Source organism: Dactylosporangium sp. CA-052675 (assembly GCF_050947935.1).
Taxonomy (GTDB): domain Bacteria; phylum Actinomycetota; class Actinomycetes; order Mycobacteriales; family Micromonosporaceae; genus Dactylosporangium.
Map to the genome: position 1 here is coordinate 2,600,346 of NZ_CP192010.1, position 12,858 is coordinate 2,613,203.

11 protein-coding genes are annotated in these 12,858 nt (G+C 74.6%); 8 read left to right on the forward strand and 3 right to left on the reverse strand.

Annotated elements, in window-relative coordinates:
• The first annotated feature begins 22 nt into the window (after positions 1 to 22).
• Entirely contained in the window at positions 23 to 1,354 is a 1,332-nt protein-coding gene (locus tag ACQP1P_RS11785) for a bifunctional 3-(3-hydroxy-phenyl)propionate/3-hydroxycinnamic acid hydroxylase (protein ID WP_433085904.1), read from the forward strand.
• A 2-nt stretch (positions 1,355 to 1,356) separates the two neighbouring features.
• Here the strand turns inward: ACQP1P_RS11785 and ACQP1P_RS11790 are convergent, their stop codons facing one another.
• Positions 1,357 to 4,632: an NACHT domain-containing protein gene (locus ACQP1P_RS11790; RefSeq protein ID WP_433085906.1), complete on the reverse strand. Its 3,276-nt coding sequence runs from the start codon at positions 4,630 to 4,632 to the stop codon at positions 1,357 to 1,359.
• 150 nt (positions 4,633 to 4,782) lie between these two features.
• Here ACQP1P_RS11790 and ACQP1P_RS11795 point away from each other — a divergent pair, with 150 nt between their 5' ends.
• From ACQP1P_RS11795 to ACQP1P_RS11820, 6 genes are all read left to right on the forward strand, one after another.
• Positions 4,783 to 5,535 (forward strand): NUDIX hydrolase, encoded by a 753-nt coding sequence (locus tag ACQP1P_RS11795; protein ID WP_433085908.1) that lies wholly within the window; start codon positions 4,783 to 4,785, stop codon positions 5,533 to 5,535.
• A complete protein-coding gene (locus ACQP1P_RS11800; RefSeq protein WP_433085910.1) occupies positions 5,532 to 6,482 on the forward strand; it encodes a serine/threonine protein kinase in 951 nt (316 codons plus the stop codon). The genes ACQP1P_RS11795 and ACQP1P_RS11800 overlap by 4 nt, the downstream gene beginning before the upstream one ends.
• 9 nt (positions 6,483 to 6,491) lie before the next feature.
• Positions 6,492 to 7,457 carry a hypothetical protein gene (locus ACQP1P_RS11805; RefSeq protein WP_433085912.1) on the forward strand — a complete coding sequence of 322 codons (966 nt, stop codon included), beginning with the start codon at positions 6,492 to 6,494 and terminating at the stop codon, positions 7,455 to 7,457.
• Positions 7,458 to 7,465: 8 nt separating this feature from the next.
• Positions 7,466 to 8,647 carry an adenylosuccinate synthetase gene (locus ACQP1P_RS11810; RefSeq protein WP_433085914.1) on the forward strand — a complete coding sequence of 394 codons (1,182 nt, stop codon included), beginning with the start codon at positions 7,466 to 7,468 and terminating at the stop codon, positions 8,645 to 8,647.
• Between the two features lie 79 nt (positions 8,648 to 8,726).
• The gene (locus tag ACQP1P_RS11815; protein WP_433085916.1) at positions 8,727 to 9,140 is read left to right on the forward strand and encodes a hypothetical protein; all 414 of its coding nucleotides are present in this window, start codon (positions 8,727 to 8,729) and stop codon (positions 9,138 to 9,140) included.
• Positions 9,141 to 9,262: 122 nt separating this feature from the next.
• On the forward strand, positions 9,263 to 10,096 hold the full coding sequence (locus ACQP1P_RS11820; RefSeq protein WP_433085918.1) for a MarR family winged helix-turn-helix transcriptional regulator: 834 nt from the start codon (positions 9,263 to 9,265) through the stop codon (positions 10,094 to 10,096).
• Between the two features lie 8 nt (positions 10,097 to 10,104).
• Here ACQP1P_RS11820 and ACQP1P_RS11825 read toward each other — a convergent pair whose 3' ends face one another.
• A complete protein-coding gene (locus ACQP1P_RS11825) occupies positions 10,105 to 11,835 on the reverse strand; it encodes a DEAD/DEAH box helicase (RefSeq protein WP_433085920.1) in 1,731 nt (576 codons plus the stop codon).
• Positions 11,836 to 11,948: 113 nt separating this feature from the next.
• On the opposite strand from ACQP1P_RS11825, the gene ACQP1P_RS11830 reads away from it, so the two are divergent.
• The gene (locus ACQP1P_RS11830; protein ID WP_433085922.1) at positions 11,949 to 12,359 is read left to right on the forward strand and encodes a hypothetical protein; all 411 of its coding nucleotides are present in this window, start codon (positions 11,949 to 11,951) and stop codon (positions 12,357 to 12,359) included.
• On the opposite strand, the gene ACQP1P_RS11835 is transcribed toward ACQP1P_RS11830, so the two are convergent.
• Positions 12,343 to 12,849 carry an RNA 2'-phosphotransferase gene (locus ACQP1P_RS11835; protein WP_433085924.1) on the reverse strand — a complete coding sequence of 169 codons (507 nt, stop codon included), beginning with the start codon at positions 12,847 to 12,849 and terminating at the stop codon, positions 12,343 to 12,345. The genes ACQP1P_RS11830 and ACQP1P_RS11835 overlap by 17 nt on opposite strands.
• Between the last annotated feature and the right edge of the window lie 9 nt (positions 12,850 to 12,858).

A 12,858-nucleotide genomic window follows, 5' to 3' on the forward strand; every position in this document is an offset into this window, starting at 1 on the left:
ATTCCGGTTGCAACCTGAGCGTGTGGATCAGGTCGTCATCGTGGGCGCGGGGCCGGTCGGGGTCACCGCCGCGATCCTGCTCGCCCAGCGCGGCATCGCCAGCCTGCTGCTCGACCGTCACGAGGAGCCGTACGCGCTGCCGCGCGCGGTCCACGTCGACGACGAGGTGGTCCGCATCCTGCACGCGGTGGGCGTCGCCGGGGACTTCCTGCGGATCAGCCGCCCCGGCCTGGGCCTGCGCCTGCTCGACGCGCGGCACCGGGTGATGGCCTCCTTCGACCGCGCTCCCGGCGGCGGCCCGCACGGCTACCCGCAGGCGAACATGTTCGACCAGCCGGACCTGGAGCGCCTGCTGCGGGCGCGCATGGCCGAACTGCCCCTGATCGAGTTCGTCGGCGGCGCCACGGTCGTCGGCGTCTCGTCGGCGTCGGTGCGCTACGAGCGCGGCGGCGCCCTCGTCGACGTGCCCGCCGCCGCCGTGCTGGGCTGCGACGGGGCCGGCAGCACCGTCCGCGAGCTGATCGGCGCGCACCTGGTGGACCTGCGCTTCGCCGAACGCTGGCTCGTCGTCGACGGCGTCTGCCCCGAGGACCTGCACGCCTGGGGCGGCGTCCACCAGGTGTGCGACCCGCACCGCGCGGCGACCTTCATGGAGCTGGGCCCGCGGCGCTACCGCTGGGAGTTCCGCCTCCTCGACGGCGAGACCGACCTGGACCTGGACCTGGACCCGCTGCTCGCCCCCTGGCTGCGGGGGCGCCCCGTGCGGATCGTGCGCCGGGCGGAGTACACCTTCCGCGCGAACATCGCCTCGTCCTGGCGCCGGGGCCGCGTCTTCCTGCTCGGCGACGCGGCCCACCAGACCCCGCCCTTCATCGGCCAGGGCCTCGGCGCCGGCCTGCGCGACGCGTACAACCTGGCCTGGAAGCTCGCCGCCGACCTGACCACCCCCGGGGGAGCCGAGGCCCTGCTCGACTCCTACGAGCGCGAACGCGTCCCGCACGTGCGCGCCCAGATCCGCCTCGCGATCGTGGCCGGCTGGGCCATGACGGGCGGCCAGGACCGCGCGGCGGCCGTGCGCCGGGTGATCCTGGGCGCGATCTGGCGCGTCCCGGGCCTGAAGGGCCTCGCGCTGCGCTCGACCTCGCCCAGGCTGACGGGCGTGGGCCGCGGCCGGCTGGCCGGGACGCTGGCGCCCGTGGCCTACGACGAGTGGGTGGTCCTGCACACCGGCCGGCCCCCGGCGTCCACGCATCGCCTGGTCGAGGCCACGGACGCGGCGGTGCGCCGCTGGCTGCGCGGCCGCACGGTCGTCATCCGCCCGGACGGCGTCGTGCACGCGGTCCTGCGCCGCTGACGTCAGGCCGGCACGCGTTTGATGGCGATCCCCGGCCCGAGGTCCTCCGAACCGCGAACCTCCTGGGGGCGGGCCAGGACGACGAGCAGTCTGCGGCCCGCCAGCGGGGAGAGGTCGATCGGGGTCGCGACATCGCCGAGGGTGATCCGCCGCAGCGAGGGGATCGCGGCGGCGGCGCGGAGGTCGACCTCGGTGGTGTACCCGAGCACCAGGCTCTCGAGCCCCGGGCGGCCCGCGAAGGGGGAGACGTCCACGTCCGGCGCCCCGGTGACCGCGAGGTCACGCAGGCCGGAGAGCTCCGCCAGCGGGCTCAGGTCGCGAAGCCAGCCGCATCCGTTGAGCCAGAGGGACCGCACCTGCGGGACCGCCTCCGCGAGCGCGTGGATCCCGCCGGAGGGCTCCAGGGAGTCGTAGAACCCCAGCAGTTCGAGCCGGGGCAGGCGGGCGAAGAGCGACACGTCCCGGGACGGCCAGCGGTGCACCTGCAGTGTCGTGAGTTGCGGGTGGGCCGCGACGGGTGACAGGTCGCGGACCCCATCCAGGTATCCGAGCTCCAGCTTGGTGAGCCGGCCGAGGCCGCGCACGAAGTCGAGCGTCGTCAGGCCGGTCAGCAGCCAGAGGTTCAGGAACTCCAGCTCGGTCAGCGCAGTGACGGGCGCCGGGTCCGCGGCCCGTTCGTCGAAGTAGCCGTCGAGGCGGCGCAGGTGCGGGTGGCCGGCCAGGGGTGTCAGATCCCCTGACACGCCCTGGTCGAAGGAGACCTCGGCCAGGTGCGGCACGCCGTCCAGGCAACCGAGGTCCACGGGGGTGGCGAACTTGACCGACAGCGCCCGCAGCGTGGCGAGGCGGTGGACGGCGGGCAGGAGATTCGGGTTCGTGACGGTCAGCGCGCCGCCGGGCAGGGGCGCCCCGGCGAGGACCCGCTCCGCGTACTCGTGCGGGTCGAAGTACTCCCACACCCGGGCCAGCTCGTACTGCACGCCCGGGCGGGGGTCCGCGGCGTAGCGGGCGAGCAGGTCGAGCGCCGCGGGCCCGTTGACCAGCGCGACGGACCGGATCGCGGCCGCCGCCCGGGCCTGCGGCATCTCCCGGCTGTCGGTGGGCAGGCGCCGGATGAGCGGATCGCCCACGGCGGCGAGCGTGCGGGCCTCCGCGACGCTGCGCGGCGGCACGAGCGAGCGGAACTCCCGCTCCACGCGTTCGAGCAGCTCCGGCGGCTCGAGCGACGGGACGGTGCCGAGGCAGGCGGCGGCGAGCAGCCGCAGCGTGCGGCCGTGGCGGGGCACGGCCGCGGCCCGATCGAGCAGGGCCGCGAGCAGCTCCCGGCGCACGACCGCGTTGCCGTGGCCGGCCGCCATCACCACCGTCTCCCGCCAGGAATCGAGGTGGGCGTGCTCGACGAGCAGCCCGACGTCGCCCTGCTCGGCGGCCTCGCGGGCGGTGAGGTACTCCTGGAACGTCCGGTGCACGAAGTCGATGCGGCCGGGCACCGGCTCGCGCAGGACGCCGCTGCGGTGGACGAGGTGATTGAGCACGGCGCGCGGCTCGCCGTCCACCTGCGGCATGACCGCCAGCCGCTCGCCGACGCGCTGCTCGGCCGCCTCCCGCGACAGCTCCGTGGCGTTGTTGACCGACAGCCGCCACGCGAGGCTCTGCAGGAGCTGCAGCTTGTAGCGGGAGGAGAGGCCGGTCACCGCCTCGACGAGGTTGCGCTGCGTGTCGCGGCGTTCGAGCAGCAGGTCGACGGCGGCCTGATACAGCGCCATCCGGTCGAGGGGCAGGTGCGTGTTCCGGTCGAGGTTCAGCGCGCACAGCATCGCGCAGAGCAGCGGGCTGGTGGCCAGCGACTGCAGGTGCGCGCTGCCGTCGAGCCGGGCGAGCAGCGCGCTCTCGTACCGCGGCAGCTCCGGCTCCGGGCACGGCAGGCTCCCGGCGTTGCGCACCGCGTGATGCCAGTGCCGCACGAGGGCCCGCACGTCGGCCGGGCTCATCCGCTCCAGCATCGCGGCGGCGAAGCCCTCGTCGGCCAGCCAGCGCTCGGCTGCCGCGGCCGGGCGCGAGGTCACCACGACCCGGATGCGCGGGTACTCCCGCAGCAGCCCGGACAGCCACGGCTTGATCTGCGTCCTCTCGGCCGCCGGCAGCTCGTCGACGCCGTCGACGAGCAGGATCGCGGCGCCCGAGCCCAGCTGCCGATGGACCCAGCCCGGCGGCATGAGGCCCGCGACCGGATCGGCCACCCCCTCCAGGAACCGCTCCGGCGGCGGCAGGCGCCGGCCGGTGTGGCTGCGCAGCTTCACCAGCAGCGGGACGCAGCCGTTCCAGGCCGTCAGATCGGCGCCGAATCCGCCGCCGGCCGCCGTGACCGCGAGCCATTGCAGCACGGTGCTCTTGCCGGACCCGGCCTCCCCGCGCAGCAGGAAGCGATTGCCCCGGCCGAGGGCCTGCTCGACGCGGATCCCAGGAAGCTCCGCGGGCGTGCGGCGCAGGTCGCCCGGCGACCATCGCGCCCGGTCCGGGGCGGTGGGCTCGTCCGCGGTGCTGACCGTCAGGCCGATGTAGGCGATCGAGAGCGTCGTGCGCGGGCGGTAGTGATGGATGTCGACGCCGAAGAGCTCGAGCTCGTGCAGCGACCGCGCGAGGTAGCCGAGGTACCGCCGCCGGAACGCGTCGTCGTGCGAGACCCCGGCCGGGGCATCGACGCTGGTGGCCGGGGTGCGCTCGATGAGCGTGCGCAGCTCGTCGGCCAGGCGGGCGGTCCGGGCCAGCAGTTGCGCGTCGGCGCGGGCCGCGAAGGTCGGCAGCTGGACCACGAGCGCCGCGAGATAGGTGCAGCACTCGTCGAGGACGAGCTGGTACAGCCGCTCGGCCGGCTCGGACAGGCCCGCCCGCGCGGGTGCGTCCCGGCAGCGCCGCCGCAGCTGCGCGGCCAGCGTGGCCGGGTCGAGGTCGGCGCCGAACAGGCCCTCGTCGCTCAGGTCGGCCCGGCCGAACGTGTCGGCGACGGCGGCCAGCGCGGCGTCGCGCTCGTGGTCCGGTATGCCCGCGAACCGGGTGGCGAGCAGCGGCTGCAGGCGCTCGGCGACCGCGTCGACCATGGTCTCGATCTCGCGCTCGACCTTGCGGCGGGCGAACTCGTCGCTCACGCGGCGGTTGATCAGCTCGGCGAGGGGGAGCTCGCGCTCGGCCCGCTTGCGCCGTTCGCCGAGCCAGCGGGTGACCGCGGGGCGGACCACGAGCCGGCCGAGCTGCATCAACGCCGTCTCGATCCCGGTCACCGGTCAAGCATCGACGATCGGTGGGGTGCCCGGGTGTCTCGCGGGCGACAGAAAACGGCATTGCGCGCGCAGCGCGGTGGGCCTATGGTTGTTCTCAGATCGAGTAAGACTCAAATTGAGAAAGACTCCACCTGAGAAGGACTACCCGACGTGGCTGATGAAGAGGCCGAGTTCCTCGCCAACTACGACCCGCGGCGGTATCCGCCGGTCGCGGTCACCGTCGACGTCGTGGCGTTCACGATCCGCGACGGGCGGTTGCACGTGCTGCTCGTGCGCCGGGCCTGCCCGCCCGACAAGGACAAGTGGGCGCTGCCCGGCGGGTTCGTGGGGGAGTGGGAGGACCTGCCCACCGCCGCCGCCCGCGAGCTCGCCGAGGAGACCGGGGTCGCGACCGCCAACCGGCGGCTGCACCTGGAGCAGCTCGGCACCTACGGCGCGCCGGACCGGGACCCGCGGATGCGCGTGTTCTCGGTGGCGTACCTCGCCTTCGCCCCGCACCTGCCCGACCCCGTGTCCGGCAGCGACGCGCGGGAGGCGGCCTGGATCGCGGTGGACGACCGGCCCGAGGCGCTCGCCTTCGACCACACCACGGTGCTCGCCGACGGGCTCGAACGGGCCCGCTCGAAGCTGGAGTACTCGCCGCTGGCGACCCGGTTCGTGGGCGAGGAGTTCACGATCGCGGAGCTGCGGGCCGTGTACGAGACGGTGTGGGGCGAGCCCCTGCACGCCGGGAACTTCCACCGCAAGGTGCTGTCGGTGCCCGGGTTCGTCGAGAGCACCGGGGCCACGACCGAGCGGGGCGGGGCCCGGGGCGGGCCCCGCGCCAAGCTGTACCGCGCCGGCGACGCCCAGCTGCTGCACCCCGCGCTGCTGATGCCGAGCCGGGAGGAGACGCTGCGGTGAACACCGACGAGGCCATCGCGCTCATCGAGCGTTCGACGGCCGAGGAGCTCTTCGGCGGCGGCGACGGGCACCGGCGGTACCGCACCCTGGCCAAGCTCGTGCATCCCGACGCCGCGGGGCCGAGGGGCACCCGGGCGTTCGCGCGGCTCTCCGAGCTCTGGCGCGACCGGAGCGTGATCCGCACGGCCCGGGGCGCGTACTCCACCGACGTCCTGGACCACCGCGGCGACCTGGCCAACCTGTACCGCATCCCCGAGGGCCACCTGAAGCTCGTCCGCGACCCGTCCTGCAACGACCTCATGGCCCGCGAGGCGGCCGCCCTGCGCCGGATGGCCGAGCACGGGGATCCGCGGTACCTGCCGTACGTGCCCCGGCTCGTGGAGACCTTCCGGCACCGGTCCGAGTCGGGCCAGACGCGGCGCGCGAACGTCATCGCCACGTCGGCGTCGCGGCTGCACAGCCTGCAGGAGGTGCGGCGGAAGCGGCCCGACGGCCTGGACCCCCGCGACGCCGCCTGGATGTGGCGCCGGCTGCTCGTCGCGCTCGGCCTCGCGCACCGGACCGGGGTGGTGCACGGGGCGATCCTCGCCCAGCACGTGCTCATCGAGCCCGACGAGCACGGCGTGGTGCTCGTCGACTGGTGCTACAGCGCGAGCGACCCCTCGCAGCGCATCGCCGCGATCGTGCCCGGGCACCGCGACGACTACCCGCCGGAGGTGCTCTCCCGCGGTACCCCGGGTCCCTGCACCGACATCCACATGGCCGCCGGCGTGATGGCCGGCCTCATGGGCGAGCGCGCCCCGAAGCCGCTGCGCCGGTTCGCCGACGGCTGCCGGCTGCGCTCCACCCGCCAGCGCCCCGACGACGCCTGGAAGCTGCTCGGCGAGTTCGACGAGCTGCTGCACCAGCTGTACGGGCCGCGCACCTTCCGTCCCTTCACCCTCTAGGAGATCCTCATGGGAAGCGGAACCTGGTCGACCGACGTCTACGACGCCGCCGACCGCTACCGACGGGCCACGGGCGCGAGCGCCTTCGCCTACAGCGACTCCGGGGCGCGTACCGTCCACGCCGCCCTCGACCCGAAGGGCGTGGGCACGCGGGAGAGCCGCGACTCCGGCGAGCACCCCGAGTCGGTCGCGATCGCCGTGCTCTTCGACGTCACCGGCTCGATGGGCTCGGTGCCGCGGGTGCTGCAGCAGAAGCTCCCGCAGCTGCTCGGCCTGCTGCTGCGCAAGGGCTACGTGACCGACCCGCAGATCCTCTTCGGCGCCATCGGCGACGCCACCTGTGACCGGGTGCCGCTGCAGATGGGCCAGTTCGAGTCGGACAACCGCCTCGACGAGGACCTCGGCCGCTTCGTGCTCGAAGGCGGCGGCGGGGGCCAGATGACGGAGTCGTACGAGCTCGCGCTGTACTTCATGTCCCGCCACACCTCGATCGACTGCCTCGAGAAGCGCAACAAGCGCGGGTACCTCTTCATCATCGGCGACGAGCAGGCCTACCCGAAGGTCAAGCCGAACGAGGTCCGCGCCGTCATCGGCGACCGGCTCGGCGAGGCGATCGCGCTGCGCGCCATCGTGGACGAGGTCCGGCGCAAGTACGACACCTACTACATCCTGCCGGCGGGCTCCTCCTACGCGGGCAACACCGCGGTCCTGGACTTCTGGCGCGACCTGCTCGGCCAGAACGTCATCGCGCTCGACGACCTCGACGCCGTGTGCGAGACCATCGCGCTGACCATCGGTCTCGGCGAGGACAGCATCGACCTCGACGAGGGCCTCGCGGACCTGGGCGAGGTCGGCTCGGCCTCGGCCTCGACGGTCGGCAAGGCCCTGGCCCGCATCGGCGGCGGCCGCGCCCCGCTCGCGCACGGCTCCGGCCCGGCGGACCTGGCCGGCCCGGTCAGCGTCGAGCGGCTGTAGTCACCGCGATGCACTACATCGTCGTGGACCTCGGGTTCGGCGACTGCGGCAAGGGCACGACCGTGGACTACCTGTGCGCGACCCGCGACGTCGACACCGTCGTGCGGTTCAACGGGGGCGCGCAGGCGGCGCACACGGTCGTGCTCGCCGACGGGCGCCAGCACACGTTCGCCCAGTTCGGCTCCGGCTCGCTGCGGCCCGGGGTCCGCACGCACCTGTCCCGCTTCATGGTCGTCGACCCGCTCGCCCTCGTCACCGAGGCCTGCGCCCTGGTCTCGCTCGGCGTGGCGGACATCTGGCAGCGCCTGAGCGTCGACCGCTCGGCGCTGATCGCGACGCCCTACCACCGCGCGGCGAACCGCTCGGCCGAGCTGGCGCGCGGGGCGGACCGGCACGGGTCGTGCGGGATGGGGGTGGGGGCGACGATGGAGTACGCGCTGCGGTACCCCGACGACGCCCCGCGGGTCGGCGACTGCGCCGATGAGCGGGTCCTGCGCGCCAAGCTGGCCCGGCTGCGGGACCGCCTCGGCGTCGGTGGCCCGCCGGTGGAGGCCTGCCTGCCCGCCTTCTCCGGCTTCGCCGCGGCGGTCACGATGGTGGACGGCTTCCGCCCGGCGGGCCCGTGCGTCTTCGAGGGCGCCCAGGGCGTGCTGCTGGACGAGTGGCACGGCTTCCACCCGTACACGACGTGGAGCACGACCACGTTCGCGAACGCCTTCTCGCTGCTGCCCGACGCCCCGGTCTTCCGGCTGGGCGTCCTGCGGACGGTGACCACCCGCCACGGCGCCGGCCCCCTGCCCACGGGCGACATCGCCGGCATGGGCGACCCGAACAACCCGGCGAACGACTGGCAGGGCCCCTTCCGCGTGGGCTACTTCGACGCCCCGCTGCACCGCTACGCCCTGGAGGCCGCCGGCGGCGTGGACGGCCTGGTCCTGACCCACCTGGACCTCGACGTCGGCCGCTACTGCCCCGACTACCGCGACTCGAGCTTCCTGCGGGTCGGCGAGCCCGGGGACCTCGACCGCCAGGCCGCGATGACCCGGGCCCTGCTCGCGGCCGAGCCGGTGTACGCCCCGGTCACCGACTGGGTCCGCACCGTCGAGGAGTCGCTGGGGGCCGAGGTGGTGCTGGAGTCGTGGGGCCCGACGGCGCAGGACAAGAAACCGTCCGGCCGGCTGACGGCCTGAACCCGCACCTCAGTCGCACCAAACCGGGGCCTCAGCCCGCCGTGGTCTGCTGGGCCCCTCACCGATGACGGGGGCGACGATGGGTCTGGCACGCGAGGCGATCCGGGCGGTCTCGGTGGCGGCGGCGGCCGGGCTCGCGGTGGGCGGCGCCTTCGGCCTGCTCGCCCCGTCCTCGGCCGCGGCCGTCGACACCCCGCCCGCCCCGCCCGCGGCGACCCGCCCCGCGATCGTGACGAGCGTGGACCTGCTCGGCCGGGCGCAGCTCTCGGTGACCGTACGCTTCACGAACACCGGCCGCACCACCGAGCACCTGACCGGCTTCGACGTGCTGGCGGACGGCCGCCCGCTGCCGCGGCTGAGCGTCGCCCCGGCGGTGCTCGACCTGCGCCCGGGCGCCACGGCCGACGAGACCGTGTCGTTCGCGGCGCCCGCCTCGGCAGCCGCCCTGACGGTGACCCTCCCGGACGGCGAGCAGCTGCCACTGCAGCTGTAGCCCGCCCGCGGGCGGAGGACACCTCGCCCAAAAAAATCTCGGAGGACGTGTCGGATCGCGGCCGGGTCGTTCGTAGCGGGGTCGAGCAGCCCACAGGACCTCGATCACAGGAGCCGATCCAGATGCAGTCCATGGTTTCCGCGCCCGCCGCCACCGCCCGCCGCCTGCACGAGCTCGTCGAGCCGATCCACCTCGTCACCTACTTCGCCGACGAGCCGGACCGGGCCCTCCTGGCGCTCGGCCTCCGCAACACCTGGGACGCCTACTTCGCCGGGCGGGCCGCCCCGCTCGGCCGGGTCCCGGCCGCGGTCGTCGACGCCGTGTTCTACAACTTCGCCCCCGGCGAGGTCGCCCGCCACATCCCCCACGTCTGGGCCATCACCACCCCCGAGGAGGCGATCGCCGCCCGCGAGCGGGGCAGTGCCGCGGCGCTGCGCCGGATCCTCGGCGACACCCCCACGCTCGCCCGCGCCGCGGACCTGGCCACCGAGGCGGCGACGAGCGCCCCGGCGCACGGGCGGGTCCTGTACGCCGCCCTGCGCGCGCTGCCCGTGCCCGAGGAGCCCTTCGCCCGGCTCTGGCACGCGGCCATGTTCTTGCGTGAGTATCGCGGCGACGGCCACAACGCCGCCCTGGTCGCCGCCGGCATCGGCGGGACCGAGGCCCACGTGCTGCACGCCCTGTCCGAGGGCATGCCCGCCGCGCGGTTCGGCCGGGTCCACCACCTGCCCGCGCCGCAGCTGGCCGCGGTCGTGGACGGGATGCGCGAGCGCGGTCTCATCGGCCCCGACGGCCGGCTCAGCGAGGAGGGCCGCGAGACCAAGGCACGGATCGAGGCGATCACCGACGATCTCGCCGCGACGGCCCTCGCGGGCCTCGAGCCGGGCGAGCGCGACGAGCTCATCGCCGCGCTCGAACCCATCGCCGCGGCGCTCAACGCCGCCGGGTCGCGATAGTGGCCCTGTCAGGAGGGGCGGTGGCGCTCGCGGCGGACGACCGGGCGGCGGCCCTTCAGCGTGGTGCGCCGCAGGGTGTCGATGACCTCGTCGACGGCGCCGTCCGGGACCTCCACGAGGGAGAAGCGGTCGGCGATCTCGATCGCGCCGACGTCGCGGCCGGTGAGGCTCGACTCGCCGGTGATCGCGCCGACCAGGTCCTGCGGCCGGATGCCCGCCGCGCGGCCCGCACCCACGAACAGGCGGGTCATCCCGCCCGTCGGGGCGCGCCGGCCGCCGGTGTCGCGGCCCCGGCCGCGGCCGTCGGAGTCGCGCACGCTGACCCGCCGGTTGGGGTTCGAGCGCTCGTCACGCGAGAACTCCCGGGGCTGCCGCAGCGTGACCTCCGGGATCTCCTCCTCGTCGTTCTCCCCGACGGCGGTCGACTCGTGGGCGAGCTTGATCGCGGCGAGCGCGATCTCCATCGGGTCGAACTCCTCCGCGAGGGACTCCACGATCACCCGGAAGCGCTCGAGGCCGTTGTCGGCGATGAGGCTCTCGTGCAGGGCGGCGCGGGTGAGCTCCATGCGGCGGGCGCGCAGGTCGGCGACCGACGGGACCTTCTCGATCGTGATGCGCTGCTTCGTGACGCGCTCGATCGTCTTGAGCATCCGGTGCTCGCGCGGCTCGGCCAGGGTGATGGCGACACCCTCGCGGCCGGCGCGCCCGACGCGGCCGATGCGGTGCACGTACGACTCCGGCGCCGACGGCACGTCGTAGTTCACCACGTGCGTGAGGTGCTCCACGTCGAGCCCGCGGGCCGCGACGTCGGTGGCCACGAGCAGGTCGGCGGTGCCGTTGCGCAGCCGGGCCATCACGCGGTCGCGCTGCTCCTGGCCCATGCCGCCGTGCAGGGCCTCGGCCCGGTAGCCGCGGCCGTTGAGCGTCTCCGTCAGCTGGTCGACCTCGTCGCGGGTGCGGCAGAAGACGATCGCCGCCCCGGGCGCCTCCACGTCCAGGACCCGCCCGAGGGCGGCCGGCTTGTGCGCCCGCGGTACGACATATGCCACCTGGCGCACGAGCGGCGCCTCACCCGCGGGGGTCGGCTCCCGGCCGATCTGGATGCGCACCGGGTCGTTGAGGTGGCTCGCGGCCAGCCCGTCGATCCGCGGCGGCATCGTGGCCGAGAACAGCACGGTCTGCCGGTCCTCGGGCGTCTCGGCCAGGATCGCCTCGATGTCCTCGGCGAAGCCCATGTCGAGCATCTCGTCGGCCTCGTCGAGCACCACGACGTGCAGGTCGTGCAGGCGCAGCGTGCCGCGGCCGAGGTGGTCCAGCGCCCGGCCCGGGGTCGCGACCACGACGTCGACGCCGAACTCGAGCGAGCGCAGCTGGCGGCCGATGGGCTGCCCGCCGTAGATCGGCAGGACGCGGACGCCCAGGTCGCGACCGTACCGATGGATGGCCTCCGACACCTGGACCGCCAGCTCGCGGGTGGGCACCAGGATCAGCGCCGACGGGTTGTCGCCCCCGGGGGAGGGCAGGCGCTGCAGCAGCGGCAGGGCGAACGCGGCGGTCTTGCCCGTGCCGGTCGCGGCCTGGCCGAGCAGGTCCCGGCCGGCGAGCATGGGCGGGATGGCCTCGCGCTGGATCGGGGTCGGCTCCTCGTACCCCAGGCCGGCCAGCGCCTTGAGCAGCTCGTCACGCAGCCCGAGCTCGCCGAAGCCGGTCACGTCCCCATCATCGAAGGTCGCGGTCACGGAGTGCTCCTCACTCGGGCAATGCAGGCGGCGTCTCTAGCATCCCAAACGCCTCCGAGCCCCCCGGTGGCGCGGTCGCTGAGTGTGATCTGCGACCGGATAGGGTTTCGCCCGTGACCGACGACTGGCGGGAACAGAGGGCGCGGGCGGTGGCCCATCACGGTGCCGAGCTCGAGCGCCGCCGTGAGGCCGAGGCCGAGCAGGCCAGGGCCTTGATCGCCGAGTTCGTGGCGGCCGCGCGCGAGTCCGGCCCGGCGCCGCAGCCGCTGCGGGCGCGCTCCTACAGCGGGCGGTCCTACCGCACGGCGCTGCGGGGGTGGTACCTCAATCCCGCCCGCACCATCGCGATCGCGCAGGACGGGGAGTACTACTCGCTGCTCGTGCCGTCGTCGGCGAAGGCGCTGCTCGTCGGGGCCGCCCCGGCCCCGCAGCCGCCGCGCCTGATCGTCGGCGAGGGGGCGCGCGACGGCGAGTCGATGCCGCTGGCGGCGCTGCTGCAGCGGCTGCTCACCCGGTCCGGATGAAGCCGGCCGGCACCTCGTCGGTCAGCCACACGCCGTTGTCCGACCGGTAGAAGACGTGCCCGGCGCGGGCCATCTCGCCGGCGAGGACCGTGAGGATCACGACGGCGCCCCCGCGGCGGGCCCCGACCCGGCGCGCGGTCGCGGTGTCGGGTGACAGGTGCACGTGGTGACGGCCGCCCCGGTTGAGTCCGGTCGCCCGGATCGAGGGCAGGGCGGCGGCAGCGGTACCGTGGAACAGCACTTCGGGCGGTTCGGCCTCGGCCAGCCCCAGCTCGACGGGGACCGAGTGGCCCTGGTTGGCCCGGATGCGTTCGACGCCGTCCTCGCCCACGGCCACGGCGAAGCGCCGCTTGTCGTTGCCGCCGACCACCTCGTCGAGCGTGGCCCGATCGATGCCCATCGCGGTGAGGAACTCGGCGACGGGCACCCACCCGGCGGCGTCGAGCGTCAGCCCGACCCGTGCGGGCTCGTGGCGGAGGGCCTTGGACATCCGCTTACT

Coding starts and splice junctions, on each gene's coding strand:
- ACQP1P_RS11810 (WP_433085914.1), top strand. CDS start 7,466: ATGCACTACATCGTCGTGGACCTCGGGTTCGGCGACTGCGGCAAGGGC.
- ACQP1P_RS11815 (WP_433085916.1), top strand. CDS start 8,727: ATGGGTCTGGCACGCGAGGCGATCCGGGCGGTCTCGGTGGCGGCGGCG.
- ACQP1P_RS11835 (WP_433085924.1), bottom strand. CDS start 12,849: ATGTCCAAGGCCCTCCGCCACGAGCCCGCACGGGTCGGGCTGACGCTC.
- ACQP1P_RS11805 (WP_433085912.1), top strand. CDS start 6,492: ATGGGAAGCGGAACCTGGTCGACCGACGTCTACGACGCCGCCGACCGC.
- ACQP1P_RS11820 (WP_433085918.1), top strand. CDS start 9,263: ATGCAGTCCATGGTTTCCGCGCCCGCCGCCACCGCCCGCCGCCTGCAC.